The organism is uncultured Aquimarina sp. (assembly GCF_947492115.1).
Classification (GTDB): Bacteria; Bacteroidota; Bacteroidia; order Flavobacteriales; family Flavobacteriaceae; genus Aquimarina.
This window is the reverse complement of sequence record NZ_CANLMM010000005.1, coordinates 385,672-408,074: the sequence shown is the minus strand read 5'-3', so window position 1 is coordinate 408,074 and position 22,403 is coordinate 385,672. Positions and strand designations below refer to the sequence as shown.

Genomic DNA, 22,403 nt, shown 5'->3' with positions numbered 1-22,403 from the left:
TATTATTTTTAGTTATCGGTTTGAATTTTTATTCCGTTCTCGTCTATTTTAATATCAACTTCTTCGCTTTTGATTTGAACACCATCCTCATCAATTTTAAGGTTGGCGTTTTCATCTTCAGAGTTGATATTGATTTTTACACCGTCATTAGTATCCTTATCATCATCTTCCCACTCATTGTATTGCCATTCGTCTTTTGGACAGTCCTGACAAGTAAGCTTACCATCTGTTAATGTTAAATACTTTTCTTCTTTTCCGTCTACTGTTAAGTAATCATTGTATTTCCAAGAGTTGTTGAATCCTGATGTGTTTTGATCAACAAATACAGTCATTCCTTCAGGGATGGAAATTATAATTTCGATTTCCTGATCATTGTATTTTTGTGCATAATCGGTAATGGCATATCCATCTAATAACAAGGTGTTTCCTTTGATGTCATAATTGTATTTTAATGCAGCAGCTCTTTCTTTTGCCTCATCATAGCTACTTCCTTCTGCATTTTTTCTAATTTCCAATTTAGGAATAGAATCTTCTCTATTTTCCTTTAAGAATATTTCTATATCCTGGATTACAATTACTTTGTTATCATTCTCATCTCGTTTGATTTTAAAATCATTTCTATGGTACAGACCTCTCACATATCTATCGTTACCGACCATTTTAATGTTTAAAGTATCAGTTGGGTTTAGATATAAATTTCTAGAATCTTCGATCACTTCTGCATCATAAGCTTCTTGAGTTGCCTGACGAATTCCAACTATAGTTAATCCGATTACAGAAAAGATCCAAACCGCTAATAATCCTAATTTTGCTGGTGTTCCTATAGATTTTAAGTTGTTTATTACAATTTTTAAGCCTAGAATGAATAGGAAGAAAAATGGAATTCCAACTGCAAATAATGTTAACATGGATACTAACCAAATTGGAACATTAGGACGATTAACCACATCAATATATTCTGTAAATGGAGTTTCGATAAAACCAAATGTACCTACGGTAAATAAACTAATAAACAAACTAATTAAAGTGATACCAGCTACCAGGATTAGAAGTACTCCGATAAACTTTACAAATATTTTCAGTATTACTAATAAAACATCTCCAAGTGCTTCAAAGAAACTCGTAGATCCACTTTTTACTTTATCACTATATTTTTGGTAATCGACATCCTTTACTTTATCGGCAACATCATTAAATCCTTCCTTAATTTTTTTTTCAATATTACTGATGTTTACAGCTTCACCTTTCATCGCCAAATAATCTGCTGTGCTTACTGCTTCTGGAACAAAAATCCAAAATGCTATATAGATAAGAATAAAAGCTCCACTAGAAAAGATGGTGAATAATATCCATGCTATTCTTAACCAAATAGGATCAATCCCTAAATAATGTCCTAATCCAGAACTTACTCCACCTACATAAGAATTAGAGGTGTCTCTAAATAATTGTTTAGATTTTGTTGGTCTCTGGTAAGATGTTTTAGGCTCGTCTTCAAAGATTTCTTCATCTAATCTATAATCTTCGGGTTGTCCCATTACTTCAATTACTTCATCGACTTCTTTAATACCGATTACTTGTCTTTCGTCTTTTATTTTTTCACTGAAAAGCTCGGCTATCCTAGCTTCGATATCAGCAATAATCTCATCCCTTCCTTGAGAGTCAGTAAATGAACGTTTTATCGCCTCAATATAGCGCTGCAGCTTTAAGTAAGCGTCTTCATCTATGTGAAAAAATATGCCTGCTAAATTTATATTAACTGTTTTGTTCATTTTTGTTTCTTTTTTTGTTTAGTAACAATGGTTACTGCATTTTGTAATTCGTCCCAAGTGGTATTTAGTTCTTTTAGGAATAGTTTTCCTGTTTCAGTAAGTCCGTAATATTTACGAGGTGGTCCTGATGTAGACTCTTCCCAGCGATAGCTTAGTAATCCGGCGTTCTTTAACCTAGTTAATAAAGGGTATATTGTGCCTTCTACAACGAGCATCTTTGCGTCCTTAAGTGTTTCTAAAATCTCCGCTACATAAGCATCATCGTCCTTAAGAATTGAAAGTATGCAATATTCCAGAACACCTTTACGCATTTGCGCTTTTGTGTTTTCGATCTTCATAAAACTGAATTTTTAAAAAGTTAAACTGTTCATTTTTTGATTAATGATTGATGGTTATTTAAGTATATATTGATCTGAAAATACAACTCCTGCGATAAAGACAGTAGATAAAAAATAATTGATTAGGTTAAATTTTAAATTGTATTTCTGCTCTTTCGATGTTTTAATTAATAATATAAATAATGTAAATCCTACTGTTAATGGTAATATCCAATATCCAAGTCCTAACCAGGCACTAATTCTAGCTTCATCATTGGGATTAAAAATAGATATAATCATTGCCAGTACTCTAGAGTAAAATGCAAAAAATAAAAATGGATACCAGTATTTATTGTTTGTTTTTCTAATAAAATAGAAAATAACAAATGCCTGAATAATAGTAAACATTGGTCCGGCTGCACTTACCAATTGTTGATGCCAACCATACTGGTATTCTCCTTCCAACAAAAATGCTGAATTTAGAGTCATTCCCATTTCATATCCTAAGAGTTTCCCAGTGATGAAGTGAGCTAACTCATGAAAAAAGAAGGAGGATACCACTGCTATGGCAGTAATTAGAATATATTTTATGTTGATTGATGAATTCATTCTAATTTACTTTATAAATCTTATGGTTAATGGATACCTATATATTTCTCCTTTATTACTTTTTAGTGCAGCGGATATGATGAAAATAATTTCTAAGAAAAAACCTATCAGTGCAATTACTCCAACAAAAGAAGCACCTATTAACGTTCTAAATCCACCATCCGTGGAAAAGTTGATATCAAAACCATTGTGATTGAAAATATCGAATAAGGTGGCATCTCCAAAAATGTTAAAAATGAAAAATGGAAAAGATATCATTCCTAATATGATTGTATACAACAGTACACTTAACTGAAAATTAATAGCTTCCTTACCGTGCTCATTAATGAAGTCAGATTTTTCCTTATTCGTAGTCCAAAGTAGGATAGGAACAATAAAATTTCCAAAAGGTATAAAGTATTTACTGAATACTCCAAGGTGCATAAAAGTTGCGATGTTATTATGGTTATTAGTTGACATTTTTAAAAGTATATAATAGTTTCTTATGCAAATATATATCTAAAAGAAGGTATTATGCAAAACATAGTACCATAATTTAACATAAATTTAAGATTTAATAATGTTTTGTATGTCCATTCTTTTTCAATATTTTAGAAGACTTAAAATGTATTTTATGAAGATGACACCAGGAAAAATCAACACCTTCACAATGTTTAAGTTACCTTCTGCTTGGCTATGTGGGGTGCGTGTAAAAAAGATTAATGAATCTAGTTGTACAGTTAGTGTTAAACACCGATGGATGAATCAAAATCCATTTAATTCTATGTTTTGGGCTGTTCAGGGTATGGCTGCAGAGATGAGTACAGGAGCGATGGTTTCTGGTCAGATATATCAGAGTGGTAAGAAAATATCCATGCTTGTAGCTACTAATAATGCTACATTTACGAAAAAGGCTACAGGAAGAATAACTTTTGTTTGTAACGATGGGGATTTGATTAAGGAAGCTATTAAGAAAACCATCGAAACAGGAGAAGGACAAACGATATGGATGAAATCTGTAGGAACGAATAAAGATGGTGTAGAAGTTTCCACCTTTAATTTTCAATGGACGATAAAACTGAAAAGTTAATTCTCTTTCTTGAGAATGATTTTATTGATTTACCAAAAATAGTTTGTAACGTTTTTGCGTAATTATGAACTCATATATAAAGATATTCATTAATCAATAAATAAATTACAAATATGACAGCACACGAAATTGACTACACCATTTATGGTGAAGAGATGCAATATGTAGAAATAGAATTAGATCCTCAGGAAGGTGTTATTGCAGAAGCAGGGAGCTTTATGATGATGGATGATGGCATAAAAATGAGCACCATTTTTGGAGATGGTTCCCAAAAGGATCAAGGAGTGATGGGAAAGATCTTTGGAGCAGGGAAAAGATTACTTACGGGAGAGAGTTTATTTATGACAGCCTTTTATAATGAGGTAGTAGGAAAGAAGCGTGTTAGTTTTGCGTCTCCTTATCCAGGAAAAATTATTCCAATTGATCTTACTGAATATGGTGGAAAGTTTGTTTGCCAAAAAGATGCATTCTTATGTGCTGCAAAAGGAGTTTCTGTGGGTATAGAGTTTTCTAGAAAATTAGGAAGAGGTTTATTTGGAGGAGAAGGTTTTATCATGCAAAAATTGAAAGGTGATGGAATGGCATTTGTACATGCTGGAGGAACAACAGCCAGAAAGGTATTACAACCAGGAGAAAAATTAAAAATAGATACAGGTTGTATTATAGGATTTTCCAAAGGAGTAAACTATGATATCGAATTAGTGGGAGGTATCAGAAATACCATTTTTGGTGGAGAAGGATTATATTTTGCTACTCTCACGGGACCAGGAGTAGTATATATTCAGTCTTTACCATTTAGTCGATTAGCTAATCGAGTATTAGCAGTGGCACCAAGAGCAGGTGGTAAAAGTAGAGGAGAAGGCAGTATTCTCGGAGGTTTAGGAGATTTACTAGATGGCGACAATAGTTTTTAATTAAGTTAAATAAGGGTTAAAAGACGGTTTTTTAGTTTTATTTGACTATATTAGACTTAACAACTTTAAAAATGTAAGTATAATCCTACAATTACTTGTGTTAAACTAATAACTTAATCCCTTATTAATTTATGGCGAGAGCGATGTTTGATTACACAAAAACTGTACTAAAAAAAGTTAGTTTTGATGTTAATCTATTTACAAAAGAAGTAATTAAAGCACTAAACAGATTACTTCCCCACGAGATTGAAGAATTAAAACTTTGGATTCAATCTTTAGCAGTAAATAAACCAGAGTTAGAACCTTGTTTAATCTATTTAAAATCATAAAGAAAAAAGCGACTTTTTAGTCGCTTTTTATTTTTGCTATAGGGCTAATAATTTCCACATTCTGAAATGTAATCGCTCCTTTTACTACACCAGCTATGGTAGTATGTAATGCCTCAATGATTTGCATTTTGAGTTCGCTTTTATGATAAATCAAACTTACTTCTCTTGCTGGAGAGGGTTCATTAAAGAAATGTAGATTACTTTTTTCTTTATCGTTAATATCTAAAGTATGTAAATAAGGAAGTAGTGTCATGCCTAAGCCTTCATTAGACAATTTTACTAATGTTTCGAAACTTCCACTTTCTAATTGAAAATGGTCTTCGTCATAGCTCTTTTGTGTTTTGCAAAGATTTACAATACCATCTCTAAAACAGTGTCCATCCTCTAAAAGTAACATATCGTCTATATCTAAATCAGCAACATCTATTTTTTTCCTTTGGTTTAATCTATGACTTGGAGGAATGTAACCAACAAATGGTTCGTAGTATAATACACGCTCTTTTATACTCTCGTTCTGCAATGGTGTTGCTGCAATTGCCGCATCCAAATGTCCATCGTGTAATCTTTCTATAATTGCCTCTGTAGTAAGCTCTTCAATTTTTAATTTTACCTTAGGATATTTCTTAATGAAATTATGTAAGAACATTGGGAGTAATGTTGGCATTACAGTTGGAATGACTCCTAATTTAAATTCGCCGCCTATATATCCCTTCTGTTGATCTACAATATCTTGTATACGTTCACTCTCATTAACAATATTTCTTGCCTGCTGCACTAATTTTTTACCTACTTCTGTTAATTCAATAGGCTTTTTACTTCTGTCAAAAATTAAAATAGCCAATTCTTCTTCCAGTTTTTGGATTTGCATACTTAAAGTTGGCTGTGTTACAAAGGTTTTTTCTGCTGCTTTCGTGAAGTTTTGATGCTCAGCAACAGCTAATACATATCGTAGTTGTGTAATGGTCATGGTGTTAATTTAGGTTGACAAAAATAGAAAAGCTATCGATAAAACTTATTAAGAATATGCTAAAAATTTGTTTTTTCTATTGAATTTTTTCTTTAAAAATGTTTACCTATTTCTTTTTGTATACACTAAACATTGAAAAAACTTTACTAATAAAAAAAGATAAGTGATGAAATCAATTACAAAAAAAACATTAATACTAGGATTAGGACTATTTACATTTTTTACTTCTTGTTCTGAAGAGGATGTTATTGAAGATCTAACAGGAGGATGTGTGCCTTTAGCTGCGGTAGAAAACTATAGTGCTACATTAGAAAGATATTCTAATGATCCCACTGCAGAAAATTGTGAAGCTTTTAAAGCTGCTTCCATTGCCTATTTAAATGAATTAGATAGATGTCCGTTGGTAGAAGATGCAGACTTAGAAGAAGCATTACAAGATGCTAGCGAACTTGATTGCGAAGGGTAATATATTATAGAATTTATAAAGGGTTTTACTTTAATTAAAGCAAAACCCTTTTTTTGATTGATGTATATTGTTTTTCGAAGGCTTAAAATCTGATTTCTAGTTCTAAATCTTCATTACCAACTTCGAATTTAGCATCGCTCCATAATGGAGGTCCAAAACTCATATTGTTATTAGATATCCCATAACTTTCTTTTGGCATACCATTTTCTTCAAAATCCATTCTTTCATTACTATTAGCATCATGTACACAGGAGATTCCATATTCTCCAGGAGTAATATTGGTAAAAGTAATTTTAGCAATTCCATCTTTAATTTTACCTTTAACAGATTGAATAGGAGCAGTTTTCATAAAAGTAGCCTCATCATACAATCCAAATAGTACAGCACCATCAGAACTAGATACATTAGGAACGGTAACTGTGATGGTTATGCCTTGGGTGTCTTGTGCATTCATTACAAAGTTGATGGCTGTCATGGTTAAAAATAATACAAGAGTTTTCATAAGAGTTTAGTTTTTTGATTTTTATTATTCTGTTTTGATGATTCAAAAGTCTAAAAATCATGGTACTCTTTATAAAGTATCTAACTCAACTGTAGAATTTGGCTGATGAAATGTAGTATGTTGAAGGAGTAGTGAATAACATAAGTTTTTCAGACCACCTAAGAACAACAAAAAACTGAAGATAGAAGTATGAATTGATAGTTACAATAAACCTCTGGCTTTAATCTCAAGGTATTTATTAATAGTGTTGACTGTAAGATCTTCTGGAGCGGTTAGTATAGAGTGAATACCATGTTTGCTCAGTTCGTTAACAATCATTTTCTTCTCGTAAACAAATTTTTCGGCAATAGTTTTTTCAAAGATTTGTTTTGTAGAATGAGCTGGTTCATCTAGAAAAGATTTCAGTTCAGTATTTTTGAAGAAAATAACCACCAATAGATGATTTTTTGCGATAGCTTGCAAATATGGTAACTGTCTGTTGAGACCATCTAATGTTTCAAAATTAGTATATAATAGCAATAGACTTCTTTGATTAATATTTCTCTTTATATCTGTATATAGTCTAGCATAATCCGACTCTGAGAAATCGGTATTAATATTATATAAAGTCTCCAGAATTGTATTCATTTGACCTTTTCTCCTTTGAGCAACAACCATGTTTTTTACATTTCTTGAAAAGGTAAACATTCCAGCTTTATCTTGCTTTTTTATGGCGATGTTAGAAATTACCAACGTAGCATTTATGGCATAGTCCAATAGACTTAATCCATTAAAAGGCATTTTCATAACTCGACCAGCATCAATTACCGAATATATAGGTTGAGATTTTTCATCTTGGTACTGGTTTACCATTAGATGATTTCGTTTTGCGGTCGCTTTCCAGTTTATGTTACGAATATCATCTCCAGTAACATATTCTTTAATTTGTTCAAACTCTAAAGTATTACCAATTCTTCTGATCTTTTTTAAACCATATAACTTTAGCTTATTGGTAAATGCTATGAATTCATATTTTTTAAGTTGTAAAAAGGATGGATAGTTAGGCACCATCTCTTCATTGGAGTATTTTTGCTTGCGTTCTATTAATCCTATTGGCGAACTGGTAAATATATTAACATTTCCAAAATGGTATTCTCCTCTTTCAACAGGTTTTAGTTCATAATTAAACTGTTTTTCCTGAGATGTTTTAAGAGTAGATGTTATTTCAAAATTTCGTTCTTGAAACTGAATTGGAATTTCGTCAATAATTCTTATGCTAATTTTAAAACGATAGCTATTAGAAACCCTAATATGGATGGGGTTTTGATCTCCATTGGATAGTTTTTCAGGAAGAATTCTTGCAGCTTTGGCTCCGGTTTTATTTCTGTACAATAATAGAATATCGAAAAAAGTAATAACTAGTAAGGTGTATATTAAAAGTTTAGCTACACCAAAAAGACTCTCGTAGAAATAGGAAACTATAAAAAGTGCCGTAATTGAAAAAAATACGGTAAAGAATAATTTTTTAAAATATAAACTTTTCAAAAAGGCTTTCACTAACGAGGAATTTCTATGGTTTCGATAATTTGTAATACTACTTTTTCAGTTGTGAACCCTTCCATTTCCCTTTCAGGAGTTAATATAATTCTATGTCTTAACACAGAAGGAGCTACTTTTTTAATATCATCTGGTGTAACAAAATCTCTTCCATTAATAGCTGCATGCGCTTTAGAGGCATTCATAATCGCGATTGATGCACGTGGAGATGCCCCCAGATATAAATTTCCGTTATCTCTGGTATTGCTAATAATAGAAGCGATATAGGTCAAAAGATTTTTTTCAATAATCACACTCTTAATGATTCCTTGATATTCTGCAATTTGACTAGCAGTTAAAATCGATTGAATAATATCGGTAGGAATTTCATTTTTTCGTTGATCGTGTCCTTCTAGGATGCTGATCTCTTCTTCCATTGATGGGTAACCTACGTTTATTTTGAATAAAAAACGATCTAACTGAGCTTCTGGTAATGCGTAAGTTCCTTCTTGTTCTATTGGGTTTTGAGTTGCAAATACAAGAAATGGTGCTTTCATTTCATTTTTAATACCATCTATAGTAATTTGCCTCTCTGCCATTACCTCAAAAAGTGCTGCTTGTGTTTTTGCAGGAGCACGATTGATTTCATCAATTAGAATAATATTAGAAAATATAGGTCCCTTTTTAAACTCAAACTCTGAAGTCTTTACATTAAAAATAGACGTACCAAGAATATCACTTGGCATTAAATCAGGTGTAAATTGTATTCTGCTAAAATCCACAGCCATTGTTTTGGCAAGAAGTTTTGCTGTTACGGTTTTGGCAACACCAGGAACTCCTTCTATTAATGAATGGCCATTAGCTAATATGGAGATAATTAATAATTCGATCATTTCTTGTTGACCAATAATGACCTTGCCTAATTCTTCTTTTATCTTTTGTACAGATTCTTGCAAGTCTTTTAGATCAATTCTATTATTGAATTCTAAAGGGTTTTCTGTCGTTTCTTCCATAGTATTATAATCTAAATTCTTCAATTTTTTTGTTTAACTCAACGACATCTCCTTCATTATGAAGTGTTCTATTGCGTAAACTATTAATATAATCAATTAGTTCTTTTGTTTCATCTTCAGACTTGTTACTTTTTACAGCTAGTCTATGAATAAAGTCGTTATCTAATTTATTCGTATCTATATAAAATTTACTCCTTATTTTTTCCAAAAAATAGGTGATTTTTTGAGCTATTATATTGCTATAATCTTTATGCTGAAAGTATAAATCTCCAATGGTTTTAGTGAATTCAATAGAGGTGTTCTCTAAAGGTTTAATAACAGGTATAATCCTTTGTTCTCTCTTTCCTCTGAAAAGAATGAAAATCAAAACCCCAAGGATCAGTAAATAGTAAGCCCAACGCAATGGGATTTGATTTAATACAAATCGCATAGGAGATTCTATGACTTTTCGTCCTGATTTGATATAATCATCCCAGTAGAATGTATCTGTTTCTAAAAACGAAATAAGAGCTGCTGTATAATGTGCATTATCCGTTAGCATGTAGTAATTAGAAAATGCTTCAGGCAATGTATTCAAATATAGTTTACCCTTACCTTCAGAGATCTCAATGAAATTAATTTGATCCAATGGCTCTAGATCGTTTTTGTAATAGCCTAAGGCTTTTGTTTTTAAGGTGTCAAAACTTTGAAAAACAGTTTTGTAGATTTTCTTCTTGAATTTTACTGAGTCGCTATTTTTAAATGTGTTCGAAAAGAAGTTGGGCTTTATTTCTTCCTCAGTTAACTGGTAATCAGTATTTGTTTCTATATTAAGAGAATCTTTAAATACTTTTCCAAAACTTGTTCCGGCTAAAAAAACTTTATTTCCAGATCTTACAAATTCTATTAATTTTTCATAGGATCTTTTATCTAGGTTGATGCCAGAATTAATAAATAAGTACGCTGAATTTTCTTCGTATGAACGATTGGATAAAAAGTCATAAGGATTTTTGTTAATCAAATTTACTTCACTCTGTCCGTTATAGGTTTTTAGTTCTTCAAAAGCAATATAACAACCAAACGGAATTTTATCACTCGATATGTAGCTCGAGTTCCAATTTATAGGTTTTGGTCGAGTGACTTCAACGATTATAATGGTTAAGAAAGCTAACCCAAAAAGAATTAATATGTTTCTCGATTTTTTATCCAATTTTCTCTATGTTACCTTTTATTTCGTCAAAGGATATTTTTGCATTATGATACTTTTCTTGATTTAGATCAAACTTTCCATACCAGATATATTCATACAAGTAAGAAACCTTTTTAAAAAGTGATCTTAATTGTTCATTCTTAATTTCTCTTTGATAATCACTATTGGTTTTTTCAAAATGATAATCGATGATCTTTTTTACAGACAATTCTTGTAAAGTCTTCATATACATATATCTAATGGCTAATCGATAATCATTTATAGATAGTGCATCCTGTATTAATTTATCTAAATCTATTTTTTCAATATGTTCTTCCGAAAAATGGATAGGTGCAACTACATTATTTTTTTTACCAAAAAATGAAGCTACTTCCTTTCCTGCAAGAACTCTAATAAGTATGTAAATGACGATGGCTATAAAAATCAGATAAATCAGGTTTTTTAGTATTTCCGCTAATTCAGGACTTATTTCTATACCAAATATATCTTGTAAGCCATTAAAAAACCAGTTTATAATTCTTGCTAAAATATTTTCAGCTTCTCCTTCTGCAGTGGTATAATCAAAATCTTTATCAGAGTACCTTTCTGGAATATCTTCTTTAAATTCATGAATAGTAATTTCGGAGGTATCTATAGAAACACTAAGAGAATCCGTCTGAGAATACGTGAAGTTTATTAATAATAAGATGAATATGTAGAAAATGTTCTTATTCACTTGCACCAATTTGATCAATCTTTTGTCTAGTATTCACATTATATTTTTCTTCATGAAGTGCATAGTACAAAATACCATTTATGAATTGTGAAAGCGATTGTGAATAGGCAATTACCACAAAAAATATACACAGTCCAAAAGTATAAATAACCTTGGCTAAAACAGATTCACCAATTGCAGTATCTATACTAACAGCATGGTAAGTATAAACACCAACAATAATTCCTGGGATCATCAATATCAAAAGAAGAATTAACCCTACAAGAATACCTAAAATAAAATTGGCACCAACCGTTTTCCAGAAATTACTTTTTACTAAATCCCAGCCTTCTCCAAATGCATCAATAGGGCTTTTATTTTCATTCAACATTACCATAAAAGAAATACCGAACCATGCCGTTAATGCAAAACCAATAACATTTTGAGCAAGAAATCCAATTAGCGGTATAAAAGATAATACTAAGGATATGATCATGTAGATGACATAAATTACAGCAAGCAAAAGAATAAAAATTAAAATACGGCCTATATTGTCTCGGACTATATTCCAGACTAGTTTTTTATCTGTTACTACCTGCTTTTGTTCATCATAATTTATCATGTAAGACGAAGCTAAACTATAATTAAGTGCCGCAATGATAATAAAAACAACAAAAAACAACAAAACTCCGAAACCAACCAACATTGCAGATTCATCTTGAGTACCATTACCAAAACCGGTTTCTACATTATACATGCCTATAAAACCGGTAACCATTAGATAGCTAATCCCTAAAAGAAGAAAAATAAAAATACCATTGTAACTTATAAATACATTTGTAAAACTTTTTAAGTTAAGTTTAAAAAACTCAAAGTATGTATTTATAATGTCACCAAAATCTCTACTTTCTTTTAACTCAATGTAATTCTCTTTCATAAATTTTATTTAGATATCTGGGGTATATTATATAATAGAATATTATCAATGCTAACGAACTGAATATAATGGTCATTGCTAACCAAACAGGCATATTGGAATATCTCGTAATAAATCCTTCTATAAAGCCAGCGATAATAAAAAAGGGTATCGTACTAACTACAATTTTTAAACCATCTTTTGCTCCTTTCATAAAAGAAACTCTTCTAGAAAATGTCTTAGGAAACAATATACTATTTCCCATGACGATTCCAGCGCATCCGGCAATAACAATTACCGAAATTTCTATTGTACCATGCAACCATACTGATTTAGAAGCCTCAAATAATAACCCTTTTGTGTAGAAAAACGTCATAAATGCACCAAGCATAATTCCATTGCTAAATAATACGTAAACAGTTCCTAAAGAAGTGATTACTCCAAAGGCATATGCTATAAATGCCACTCTAATATTATTAATAGTGATACCTAAAAACGAACCTACCATGCTACCACTTTTATAAATTCCTGTAGGATCACCTTTGTCGATATTGTTTAAAGTTTCATTTACATACGCATCGCCAAGAATAAGTCTTAGAAAAGAAGAATCGTTAATTGCGGAAATAATACCAATGCAACAGGCAATAGAAAAAACTAAGAATGTAAATAACAGTGTTTTTTGATGCTGATAAAAGAAAAGGGGAAATTCCGTCTTCCAAAATTCTACAATCCTATTTTTACTCTCCTTTTTATTGATGTATATTTTTTGGTGTGCTTGAGATGCTAAAGAATTTAAGTATAATAGTGTTTTACTATCTGGGTAATATGTCCGCGCATACGACAAATCATTTGTGAGATGAACATAATACTCAGCAAGTTGATCTGGGCTAATCCTTAAATTTTGTGTAATAGCTTTTTCAAAAGCGATCCATTTTTCTTTATTTTGCTTGACAAAAGCTGCTTCCCGCATCGATCAATTTTTTACTCAAATATAATTAGTTAAATATAAATGGCAAATATAGCAATCAATACAACACAAAATGTAAACTTGGATTACAAAACTGCTGGGATAGGGGAAAGGATGCTAGCTTTTTTAATTGATTTTGCAATATTTTGGCTTTATCTATTTATTGTCAACTATATTACCTCACTAATTGGTACTGCTTTTTCTGATAATTGGACTGTTTTTGGTATTCAATCGCTTTTGTTTTTACCTGTTTCTTTTTATTCTTTGTATATGCATATTATTTTTAATGGTAGAACTGTAGGTAAAATGTTATTAAAAATAAGAGTTGTAAGAGTAGATGGGTTACCAGTACATTGGAGTAATTATTTGGTGAGATGGATGCTTAGATTAGTTGATATTTGGATTTTTCTTTCATCGGTGGGTGTACTTAGTATTATATTTTCTAACAAACATCAACGATTAGGAGATGCTGCAGCAGGTACTATTGTCATTCGTACTAAACAAAAAGTAAAAATTTCTCATACCATTCTTGAAGATCTTAATGAAGATTATGAGCCTAAGTTTTTAAACGTGACTCAGCTTACCGATAAGGATGTAAGATTGATAAAAGAGACGTACAGGGTTGCAGTTAGATCAAATGACTTTCAGACACTTACAGCTTTACGAAACAAGGTAGAAGATGTACTTCAGGTAAAATCAGAATTGTACGATCGTCAGTTTTTGGATATTGTCTTAAAAGATTACAATTATTTTACTCAGAAGTTATAAATCCTTTGTGGATTATCGAATTACTTCTGCTTTTATAAATATATTTTCCTTTGGCCATTCACTTCCGTCTACTGGTACATTAGAAATTTTATCAGCAACATTCATTCCTTTTACCACTTTGCCAAATATAGTATGTTCTCCATCTAAGTGATGTGCTCCTTGTTTAGCAATTACGATAAAGAATTCATAAGGGGTAGAACGATTGGAAGGATTATCTACCCATTGTTTAGAAAGGGCAACAGATCCACGATTATGAGTCAGTCCTTTTATAGGTTCTTGTGGCAAGGTGTAATCACCAATCTCATGACGTCTTTGCGCCATTTGTCTTCGATCACTATTTCCACCTTGTATTACAAAACCCTTCGCAACTCTATAAAAAAATGTTTCGTCAAAATATTTCTCTTTCACCAGATAAATAAAATTGGCGCGATGTATTGGAGATTCTTTATAAAGTTGTATGTCAATATTCCCGAATTTGGTTTTTAGACGAACTAAGGTTTCAGGGTTATTTTTACCATACTCTAATAAGAATTCTCTCATATTCTCATTAGTAAGTTTAAAAGGTTCTTCTTCTTTTTCCGCTGTGTTTAAAGTCTTGGAGTCGTTTTTAGGTATTGAATTCTCAGTTTTTTGTTGTTCAACCTCTTTGTTAGAAGTCTCTTTCTCATTTTTTAGTACATCCTCTTTAGTTTTTTTAGAATGTGTATCTTCACAACTGCAGAAAATTAAAGAAATAATACAACTACCTATTAAAATTACTCTGGTAAATGACATTCGAAACATTTAAAAGTTTGATTCCAAAAATACAGAAAATGTCAGTACCTGGAGAATCTTCTCATTTTATAATGGCTCCCGAAATTCGAAAACAAGAACTCTATAAAATTAAAATCGAAGAGAGAAATCCCAGGAATGCTGCTGTTCTAATGCTTTTTTATCCAAAAGAGCATCAGACCTATTTGGCCTTAATACTTCGTCCGACATATGAGGGTGTACATTCTGGACAAGTAGCATTGCCTGGCGGTAAAGTTGAAGAGTCGGATCATAGTTATGAATCTGCAGCATTGCGTGAAACCTGGGAAGAAATAGGAGTATCTTCTGATATCATTCAGGTATTAAAATCATTAACTAAAGTGTATATTCCACCTTCGAATTTTTGGGTACATCCGTTTTTAGGATATTCTCAGTCATTACCCAATTTTGTGCCTCAGGAAGAAGAAGTAGCTAAGGTTATAGAGGTATCGTTGTCACAATTGTTGGATGATCAATACGTGATTTCTAAAAAATTATCAACTTCTTATGCGGAAAATATCGAAGTACCTTCCTTTGAATTAAATGGTTACGTAGTTTGGGGAGCAACAGCAATGATGCTTAGTGAACTTAAAATGCTCTTAAAATCTGCTATAGAACACTGATTTTGTATATTTGGCACCTGATTTCTTCGTAATATTTAGAAGAATTTAACTGAAATTGTATCTATTATATGATTAATTGTAATTAGTTTTAAATGTAACTAATTAAAAATCAGGAGCTGTTTGTGTACGGACGATTAATGATAGATATTAGGTAAATAAAATTTTTTATGGGATTATTTAAAAGAAATCCTTTTGGTCATATATTATTTTTAAAAACCTGGCTTATTAGAATCATGGGCGCTATGACGCATAGGCGTTATAGAGGTTTTAATGAATTACAGATAGAGGGAAGTGAGATTTTTAAAGATCTTCCTGATAATAATGTTCTTTTCGTTTCAAATCATCAAACGTACTTCGCGGATGTAGTAGCGATGTTTCATGTTTTCAATGCTAGCTTAAGTGGTCGTACGGATTCTATTAAAAATATAGGATATCTATGGAAACCTAAGTTAAACTTGTATTATGTAGCAGCAAAAGAAACAATGAATGCAGGTTTACTAGCAAGAATATTAGCATATGCAGGGGCTATAACCGTAGAAAGAACCTGGAGAGAGAAAGGTAAAGACATCAATCGACAGGTGAAAATGAGTGATATTACGAATATTAAAAGAGCACTTGAAGATGGCTGGGTGATTACTTTTCCGCAAGGAACGACTAAACCTTTTAAACCTATTAGAAAAGGAACAGCTCATATTATCAGACAGTATAAGCCTATTGTGATTCCAATAGTAATTGATGGTTTTAGAAGATCTTTTGATAAGAAAGGTATTAGAATAAAGAAAAGAGGTATTCTGCAATCGATGGTAATTAAAGAACCATTACAGATTGATTATGAAAACGATTCTATAGATGATATTGTTGGTAAATTAGAGTTTGCTATAGAACAACATCCATCTTTTCTAAAGGTTATTCCGCAAGAAGAAATCGAGGCAGAGGAAGAATTAAATAAAAAGCGACAGTGGGAGTATTAGAACAAAACTAGTAAGCTTAACTAATAGGTTTTTTATGATAATTCTTACAGTTCTTAGAGGTAAACCTGATAACAATAGAAAATATCATCCTGCAACAGTTACTTTATGGAATTTGTAAGAACAATTATTTTCGATAATAAACTGTATGATGATAGATTGTTCTGAAATCTGATCCTCTTCTCCTTTTTCTCTATATAAAGAACAGTTATTTATCTGAATAGAGATCCACTTATTTTCATCATCATATCTAAGAAAAATTTCATCTTCGCATTCATCATCTTCGATATGGTCTAAATCCCAGTTTCTTTTTAAATAGTAGGTTTTAGAAAAGACATATCCGTCTTCATCAGTATTCAAATCATTAATATCAATACTCTTTAGAAAATCCTTTAGCTCTTTTGAAAATATTCTATATCTGCCTAAAAAGTCAAAATCACTTTTGGCTAATTCAGGTTTTAATTTTTTAATAGTCTTATTAAGACAATTTGATGATTTAGCGGTTTTTTGAGTAGAGCTCGCAGCATATTGTTTTTCTACTTTTTTGATAAGTTCAATATTTTGCTTCTCAATATCAGTAAGTATAATCTCTTTTTGTTCATTTGGTTTGTACCAATTCTTTTTCAAAAAGTAATCGTTTAGAATAGCGTCTTTAAATACATAACCTTTTCTTGCAAATATTTCATTTCGTAAAAGCCTTAATTCGATAGCCGTTTTTCCTTGTAGTTGTTCTACCGTTATAAGAGATTCGCTAATATCCCCTAAAGACTGAGTTGAACTTGCAGTTTTATTTTCCTGTTGTGTACAACAGGATAGGAGTATCATGACGATATAAAGAAGAGGTTTTTTCATGGTGTAATTATTGCTTAACGTTGGTATGGGCAAAATATGATATTACATTCAATTTTTCTATGAAATACCTAAAATCTCCCGAAAAGATAATTACTCATGTTTAGATGGTCAAATAACCATAAAACCTTATAGTATATTTATTAATTATTTATACTGCTTGTTTTTTCAATTGTTAGATATTTTATTAATCCATGTCCTTTCGATTTCCAAGTTCCAATCATCTTTTCAGGAATTACAAAGAAGTCCCCACTATAAAAAGTTGTTTCGGTATTGTCTGATGTCTTTATCGTGACCATACCCGATAATAATTGGATCAACATTTCTTTAGTATCTTTTATTTTTGATAGAGAAGGCTCTTCCGCTTTTAAGCTAATTGTTAATTCTACTCCTTTTCGTAAGGTCTGAGTAAACTTACGATTCTTATCTAATTGAATATGTGCACCTGATAAGACAGATTTATCAAATAATTCATGCGTAAGATTTTCTGAAGTAATTGTTGAATCAGCTCTTTTGGTGGTGATTACTGATAATTCATAATGAAGGTGTTTTCCAGCTTTTATTTCCCATTCACCAGTGTATCCTTTTGGAGCAAAAAAGTAATCATTGGAGTGAAATAATTGGGCTTTTCCATGTTTAGGTTTGATAATGGCTTCACCATGATACATATATATAAATTCATCGAACCAAAAGTTTTCGAATTTATTATTCCAGGTTTCCGTTGAAACTACATAAATACTGATGTCATTGCCACGATATAAACGCTTTTGATAAAATTTTTTTTCAGGCTCATCTTTTAAATCTATTTTTTTTAGGCCAACTCCTGATAAAACAGATTTATCTAAAAGAATAGGATTTTTAACTTTTTCTTGCCCTGTTGCTATCGCTGATAGCAAGACCAACAATAGTATAGTAAATGTTCTTTTGTCCATTGTATTTATAAAGTTTAAGAATTGTGTATACGAATATGAAACTTTATAGTATATAGGGACTTATTTTAAAGAGAAGAAAAGTACCGTTTTCTAAATCAGGAGTTATTTTTGATAAATTCTTTGGGAGTCATTCCTACTTCAGCTCTAAAAACCTTAAAAAATGTTGTTTTGGAACCAAATCCAGCTTCTTCTCCTATAGCTTCAATAGTAAGTCTTGTTTCTGAAGTAAGCATCTTTTTGACTTCTCTAATTCTAAGTTGATTGATAAAGGAGGTAAAACTTAGTTGAAGATTGTCATTTAGAATTTGAGAAAGCGCATGTGGTTGAATTCCTAATTCATCTGCCAACTCTTTTACTTTTAAATTTTGCTTTTTATACAATTGATGGTCAACAACACATTGTTTGATTTCAAGAATTAGTTTCTCTGCAGTTTTATCTTCAATTTTTCTATTTCGATACTTATTGCTTTTTCTGGCACTTAAGAAAAACTTTAAAATTGTTACATAAATAATGATGGTAGCACCTATAGGCCCAATGATATAGCTAGTGAATAATGAAATAGAAAAGGATAGACACAATAAGGTGAACGCTGTTAAAATTATCAGTTTGGTATAGATTTTTTGTTTTGCTCTATGTTTCTTATACAATTGGAACCATGATCCTACAATATAGATAGTTAATATTCCATGAATTATAAAACGTATCGTATGATCCCATAATAGGAAAAAAGAGGAGAACGGGATCGCTATACTAAAGATGACAAGTACAATTACAACCGAAAAGAAATGGATAAAATCTTTTGGTTTTATATGCTTACTACTTATAAAAATATACAAACTTACACCCATAAGTAAGTTGGATAACAAACCAATTTGAATAAATATTGGGGCGATCTTACCTTGAAAAAAATAAAAACAAGAAATTCCAACTCTAGCAGTTACGAATAATAGAAATATCGCTAGAAATAGATAAGGCTTAAATACTTTATATCTCAAGAACAGATATATAGATATACATAACGTATTAAAAATCCCTAAAGCACTAAAGAAGAATAAAATTTCATTTTGCATCTTCAAAATAGGTCTATCATTATATGAATACAAGAAGTTGATTTAAGTAATTAACTTCGAATAAAAATAGGGAATTATATTTTTCAAAATGATGTATTCAAAAAAACTATAATACTAAAATAGCATCTAAACTCCGATTAAGAGTTCAGATGCTATTCGTTTAAATTTTTACGTTTTAAATAGTAAGGTCTACATCCCCAGAAACTAGATTTATATGACAACAATCTGAACTTATAACATAGTTACTTCTAATAACTTCTTGATTGTCTATAAATCCTCTAAATTGAATTTCTTGTTGTAAGTTCACTCCGATGCTACCATCTTCTGCCAAAGGATATCTCCCTTGTCTTAACCATTCTTCGAGTTCTTCAGGTAGCAGTGAAACGGTAATATTTTCATTAGTATCAAGATTGATAACTTCAAATGAATCTAGTTCTACAGGATCTTGATTTTCATCAGTAACTGTTACGGAAAGTCGTATAAGCACTAAGGTGCAAGCTACATCATCACACTCATCTTCGTCACAGGACATTTGAGAGGTTGCCAATAGAAGCGATAGTGCTATGGCAATTAATTTAAATGGTTTGTTCATTGTTTTTTGCTTTTTTATTAGATGTAAAAAATTATTATTGGTTGCGTATGCGCTAAGTTTCTGTTAGCTAGCTAACATTTACGATAATACTGCTTTGTTAAAGCATTTTAGATAAAGTGTTAATGTTCTTATAAATTCTATGAATTTTTCATTATGCTTGATGTATAGTGGTTTCGGCTTTAACTATTTGTTTTTGAATAACTTATGTGGTTTTGGTAAGTGTCTTAAGTTTTTGACAGCTCATAATTACCTTTTGTTAAGGCTGTAAGTATGCAGAAATCGATGCGTACCAAATTATAGTCAAGAATTTTAAAGAGTAACGAACTTCCTTTCTTGATGTTTACATCATATTCGGCCGAATAGACAGTAGATAAAAATTGAATATATGTTTTACTATTTGTATGGATGTTATTCAATACGTAACGTAAACATAGACTTAAACTCAAAAAAGAATAAAATGAAAAATCTAAAATTAAGCTTATCTGTGCTTTTGGCTGTTGTACTTCTTGTTACCTCATGTAATGACGATGATGATTTTATCTCCGATGGAGGCGGAGAGCCTGATGCATTTGTTGGAGCTGTATATGCAATGACAAATGGAAATGGTCAGATTTCTGGAATTGTACAAGGAGCAAATACTATTGTTTCTTATGGAAGAAATGCAGACGGAACCCTAACACCAATTGGCCCTGTATCTACTGGTGGAAATGGAGGAGATTTTGATGGAGGAGAAGGACTAGATCCACTAATTTCTGCATACGCACTTACAAAAACCGATGACAATGAAAACTTACTGGCAGTAAATGCTGGTAGTAATACCATCACATCATTTAATATTCAAGATGATTTCTCTTTAGAAATGGCTGGTACCCCACAGCCTACAGGAGCAGAAGGACCTAATAGTATTGCTTATACTTCTGTAGATGCAGATGGTGTAAAAGGAATTGTGTATGTGTCGAATATTTCGAGAACAGAGTTTTTGGGAGAAGGAGAACCAGGACAACAAGGAACGGTAACAGGATTTTGGTTGTTAGAAGATGGAACTTTATCACCCATTGCAGGTTCTACCAGAAATTTAGCAAACAGACCTTCTGCTGTTCAGTTTTCACCAGATGGTAATTGGTTAGTAGTAGCATCTATAAATTCTGGAGCAGCAGCATTAGCTTCTGGAAGCGAAGATGAACTTGTGGTATATGCTGTGAATAATGATGGTACCTTATCCGCTAATCAAGTAGCAGGAGCAACCTCAACACTTAGAGATAATGTAGAAGGTAGAAATCTACCATCAGCTATAGGATTTCAGATTGTAGGAAATAATTATGTGGTGGTAACAGAAGCAAGAGAATTTCAACCAGACGGAACTCCACCAGCATTTCCAGCGTTGCAAGATGGATCAGTATCTACTTGGCAAATTCAGGGTGATGGAAGCTTAAGCCCTATTAGTCTGGATGTGAGATCTGGAGAAGGAAATACAGGTAGAACTGCTTGTTGGCTAGATTTTACAGCAGATGGAAGTACTTTCTTTGTGTCTAATGCGATTGAAGCAGGATTGGCATCCTTTAGCTTTAATAACGGAGTAGTAACCTTATTGGATCAGGTAGCTGCGCAAGGAGTAGGAGCCACAGGTAATACTACGGATCCTGGTGCTGCATTCGGAACTACCGAAGGATGGATCGATATGTGGATTAGCGATGATGGTCAATACTTATACCAATTATATGGATTAGACGGTACAATAGGAATTTATAGAGTAAATGGACAATCGTTAGAGTTCATTGGCGAAGAATCAGGAAACTTACCAGACACCAATACTCAAGGTATTGTAGCGATATAAAAATTAATTGTTTGTTTTAGTAATTATTATTTTTCCTAAAACCCCAAAAGATGAGTTGTCTTTCGGGGTTTTTTATTGGACTTATAAAATAATAAGTTATTACATAATCTGGCAATATCCCCAATGACAGAAGAATTCTTCATATTCGAATCCAGGGATGCCGTTTAGGGCACTACAATCTGAATGACTGCGACATTGCATACCCGTATTCCCTCCATTAATGGTTTTTTGTTCTTCTTTTTTTAGTGTTGTTACTCCTGTAGTGTTTAAAAGATTTTTAAGCATGATTATATGTTTTAGATACCTACTCTGTTGCTAAGGTTTTCGGTTACCCCTTATCAAAATAAAGCCAAAAAGCTATTTTGATTCAGATACCAAAGTAATAAGTGATCAACCTGTTAAAAAACAAGTATTCGCTATTTTAAACAAAATAGCCATAAAAAAACCTGCAAATTTTTGCAGGTTCTAAATACTTACAAGTATTATTTAATCAGGTATATAACAAAAAGGAATCACTGCGCCACCCTGTTCCCAATAATTACTTGTTAAAACGGTACTTCCACCTTCAATTTTAGTCATGGAATCGTTACTAATCCTTGCTACAGTTAGCTTTTTTAGAGAGATCTTTTGTGTTTTGTTGTTTTTCATTATTCGAATTGTTTGATCGTTAGTACAGTATCCCTTTTTTTTGAGATATTCTTATCTGGAAATAAATGTATTTCGATAGAAATATATTTGGTTT

The 22,403-nt window shown here is 31.6% G+C and carries 27 protein-coding genes; 8 read left to right on the top strand and 19 right to left on the bottom strand.

Translation table 11 applies throughout. From position 1 onward, the window contains the following. Positions 1-8: 8 nt before the first annotated feature. From Q1A73_RS17290 to Q1A73_RS17275, 4 genes are read right to left on the bottom strand one after another with little or no spacing between them, the layout of a single operon-like run. Positions 9-1,769: a PspC domain-containing protein gene (locus tag Q1A73_RS17290; RefSeq protein ID WP_299607906.1), complete on the bottom strand. Its 1,761-nt coding sequence runs from the start codon at positions 1,767-1,769 to the stop codon at positions 9-11. Then, entirely contained in the window at positions 1,766-2,107 is a 342-nt protein-coding gene (locus Q1A73_RS17285; RefSeq protein ID WP_027392197.1) for a PadR family transcriptional regulator, read from the bottom strand. Before Q1A73_RS17285 ends, Q1A73_RS17290 begins: the two co-directional genes overlap by 4 nt. 54 nt (positions 2,108-2,161) lie before the next feature. Continuing rightward, a complete protein-coding gene (locus tag Q1A73_RS17280; protein WP_299607902.1) occupies positions 2,162-2,695 on the bottom strand; it encodes a hypothetical protein in 534 nt (177 codons plus the stop codon). Positions 2,696-2,701: 6 nt separating this feature from the next. Continuing rightward, the gene (locus Q1A73_RS17275; protein WP_299607899.1) at positions 2,702-3,154 is read right to left on the bottom strand and encodes a DUF4870 domain-containing protein; all 453 of its coding nucleotides are present in this window, start codon (positions 3,152-3,154) and stop codon (positions 2,702-2,704) included. A gap of 154 nt (positions 3,155-3,308) precedes the next feature. On the opposite strand from Q1A73_RS17275, the gene Q1A73_RS17270 reads away from it, so the two are divergent. From Q1A73_RS17270 to Q1A73_RS17260, 3 genes are all read left to right on the top strand, one after another. Continuing rightward, positions 3,309-3,764 carry a DUF4442 domain-containing protein gene (locus tag Q1A73_RS17270; RefSeq protein WP_299607896.1) on the top strand — a complete coding sequence of 152 codons (456 nt, stop codon included), beginning with the start codon at positions 3,309-3,311 and terminating at the stop codon, positions 3,762-3,764. A gap of 113 nt (positions 3,765-3,877) precedes the next feature. Then, positions 3,878-4,678: a TIGR00266 family protein gene (locus tag Q1A73_RS17265; protein ID WP_299607893.1), complete on the top strand. Its 801-nt coding sequence runs from the start codon at positions 3,878-3,880 to the stop codon at positions 4,676-4,678. 131 nt (positions 4,679-4,809) lie between these two features. Further along, entirely contained in the window at positions 4,810-5,007 is a 198-nt protein-coding gene (locus Q1A73_RS17260; protein ID WP_246615842.1) for a hypothetical protein, read from the top strand. A gap of 16 nt (positions 5,008-5,023) precedes the next feature. Here the strand turns inward: Q1A73_RS17260 and Q1A73_RS17255 are convergent, their stop codons facing one another. Next, the gene (locus Q1A73_RS17255; RefSeq protein WP_299607887.1) at positions 5,024-5,974 is read right to left on the bottom strand and encodes a LysR substrate-binding domain-containing protein; all 951 of its coding nucleotides are present in this window, start codon (positions 5,972-5,974) and stop codon (positions 5,024-5,026) included. A 166-nt stretch (positions 5,975-6,140) separates the two neighbouring features. Here Q1A73_RS17255 and Q1A73_RS17250 point away from each other — a divergent pair, with 166 nt between their 5' ends. Continuing rightward, positions 6,141-6,440 (top strand): hypothetical protein, encoded by a 300-nt coding sequence (locus tag Q1A73_RS17250; protein ID WP_299607885.1) that lies wholly within the window; start codon positions 6,141-6,143, stop codon positions 6,438-6,440. An 82-nt stretch (positions 6,441-6,522) separates the two neighbouring features. Here the strand turns inward: Q1A73_RS17250 and Q1A73_RS17245 are convergent, their stop codons facing one another. From Q1A73_RS17245 to Q1A73_RS17215, 7 genes are all read right to left on the bottom strand, one after another. Then, positions 6,523-6,942, bottom strand: coding sequence for a DUF2141 domain-containing protein (locus Q1A73_RS17245; RefSeq protein WP_299607883.1), 420 nt, complete (start codon positions 6,940-6,942; stop codon positions 6,523-6,525). Between the two features lie 201 nt (positions 6,943-7,143). Continuing rightward, positions 7,144-8,478, bottom strand: coding sequence for a DUF58 domain-containing protein (locus Q1A73_RS17240; RefSeq protein WP_299607881.1), 1,335 nt, complete (start codon positions 8,476-8,478; stop codon positions 7,144-7,146). Continuing rightward, positions 8,478-9,470 (bottom strand): MoxR family ATPase, encoded by a 993-nt coding sequence (locus Q1A73_RS17235; protein WP_299608102.1) that lies wholly within the window; start codon positions 9,468-9,470, stop codon positions 8,478-8,480. The genes Q1A73_RS17240 and Q1A73_RS17235 overlap by 1 nt, the downstream gene beginning before the upstream one ends. 4 nt (positions 9,471-9,474) lie before the next feature. Next, a complete protein-coding gene (locus tag Q1A73_RS17230; RefSeq protein ID WP_299607878.1) occupies positions 9,475-10,659 on the bottom strand; it encodes a DUF4350 domain-containing protein in 1,185 nt (394 codons plus the stop codon). Then, a complete protein-coding gene (locus tag Q1A73_RS17225; RefSeq protein ID WP_299607875.1) occupies positions 10,652-11,374 on the bottom strand; it encodes a hypothetical protein in 723 nt (240 codons plus the stop codon). Before Q1A73_RS17225 ends, Q1A73_RS17230 begins: the two co-directional genes overlap by 8 nt. Further along, positions 11,367-12,290 (bottom strand): hypothetical protein, encoded by a 924-nt coding sequence (locus Q1A73_RS17220; protein WP_299607872.1) that lies wholly within the window; start codon positions 12,288-12,290, stop codon positions 11,367-11,369. The genes Q1A73_RS17225 and Q1A73_RS17220 overlap by 8 nt, the downstream gene beginning before the upstream one ends. Further along, positions 12,271-13,239 carry a stage II sporulation protein M gene (locus Q1A73_RS17215; protein WP_299607868.1) on the bottom strand — a complete coding sequence of 323 codons (969 nt, stop codon included), beginning with the start codon at positions 13,237-13,239 and terminating at the stop codon, positions 12,271-12,273. The genes Q1A73_RS17220 and Q1A73_RS17215 overlap by 20 nt, the downstream gene beginning before the upstream one ends. Before the next feature lie 39 nt (positions 13,240-13,278). Between Q1A73_RS17215 and Q1A73_RS17210 the strand changes: the two genes are divergently transcribed. Beyond that, a complete protein-coding gene (locus Q1A73_RS17210; RefSeq protein WP_299607865.1) occupies positions 13,279-14,004 on the top strand; it encodes an RDD family protein in 726 nt (241 codons plus the stop codon). 12 nt (positions 14,005-14,016) lie between these two features. Here Q1A73_RS17210 and Q1A73_RS17205 read toward each other — a convergent pair whose 3' ends face one another. Then, a complete protein-coding gene (locus Q1A73_RS17205) occupies positions 14,017-14,778 on the bottom strand; it encodes a peptidylprolyl isomerase (RefSeq protein ID WP_299607862.1) in 762 nt (253 codons plus the stop codon). A 38-nt stretch (positions 14,779-14,816) separates the two neighbouring features. Here Q1A73_RS17205 and Q1A73_RS17200 point away from each other — a divergent pair, with 38 nt between their 5' ends. Further along, complete coding sequence (locus tag Q1A73_RS17200) at positions 14,817-15,416, top strand: CoA pyrophosphatase (protein WP_299607859.1); 600 nt, start codon at positions 14,817-14,819, stop codon at positions 15,414-15,416. 167 nt (positions 15,417-15,583) lie between these two features. After that, a complete protein-coding gene (locus Q1A73_RS17195; RefSeq protein ID WP_299607856.1) occupies positions 15,584-16,387 on the top strand; it encodes a lysophospholipid acyltransferase family protein in 804 nt (267 codons plus the stop codon). 84 nt (positions 16,388-16,471) lie between these two features. Here Q1A73_RS17195 and Q1A73_RS17190 read toward each other — a convergent pair whose 3' ends face one another. From Q1A73_RS17190 to Q1A73_RS17175, 4 genes are all read right to left on the bottom strand, one after another. Further along, positions 16,472-17,236: a YARHG domain-containing protein gene (locus Q1A73_RS17190; RefSeq protein ID WP_299607853.1), complete on the bottom strand. Its 765-nt coding sequence runs from the start codon at positions 17,234-17,236 to the stop codon at positions 16,472-16,474. A gap of 140 nt (positions 17,237-17,376) precedes the next feature. Then, positions 17,377-18,165 carry a cupin domain-containing protein gene (locus Q1A73_RS17185; protein WP_299607849.1) on the bottom strand — a complete coding sequence of 263 codons (789 nt, stop codon included), beginning with the start codon at positions 18,163-18,165 and terminating at the stop codon, positions 17,377-17,379. 95 nt (positions 18,166-18,260) lie between these two features. Continuing rightward, entirely contained in the window at positions 18,261-19,235 is a 975-nt protein-coding gene (locus Q1A73_RS17180; protein WP_299607846.1) for a helix-turn-helix domain-containing protein, read from the bottom strand. Between the two features lie 175 nt (positions 19,236-19,410). Further along, positions 19,411-19,827 carry a hypothetical protein gene (locus Q1A73_RS17175; protein WP_299607843.1) on the bottom strand — a complete coding sequence of 139 codons (417 nt, stop codon included), beginning with the start codon at positions 19,825-19,827 and terminating at the stop codon, positions 19,411-19,413. A gap of 457 nt (positions 19,828-20,284) precedes the next feature. Between Q1A73_RS17175 and Q1A73_RS17170 the strand changes: the two genes are divergently transcribed. Further along, entirely contained in the window at positions 20,285-21,661 is a 1,377-nt protein-coding gene (locus Q1A73_RS17170; RefSeq protein ID WP_299607840.1) for a hypothetical protein, read from the top strand. A 99-nt stretch (positions 21,662-21,760) separates the two neighbouring features. On the opposite strand, the gene Q1A73_RS17165 is transcribed toward Q1A73_RS17170, so the two are convergent. Together Q1A73_RS17165 and Q1A73_RS17160 are read right to left on the bottom strand one after the other, a co-directional pair. Next, a complete protein-coding gene (locus Q1A73_RS17165) occupies positions 21,761-21,946 on the bottom strand; it encodes a hypothetical protein (protein ID WP_299607838.1) in 186 nt (61 codons plus the stop codon). A gap of 201 nt (positions 21,947-22,147) precedes the next feature. After that, positions 22,148-22,309, bottom strand: a complete 162-nt coding sequence (locus tag Q1A73_RS17160) for a hypothetical protein (protein WP_299607835.1) — start codon at positions 22,307-22,309, stop codon at positions 22,148-22,150. Positions 22,310-22,403 lie beyond the last annotated feature (94 nt).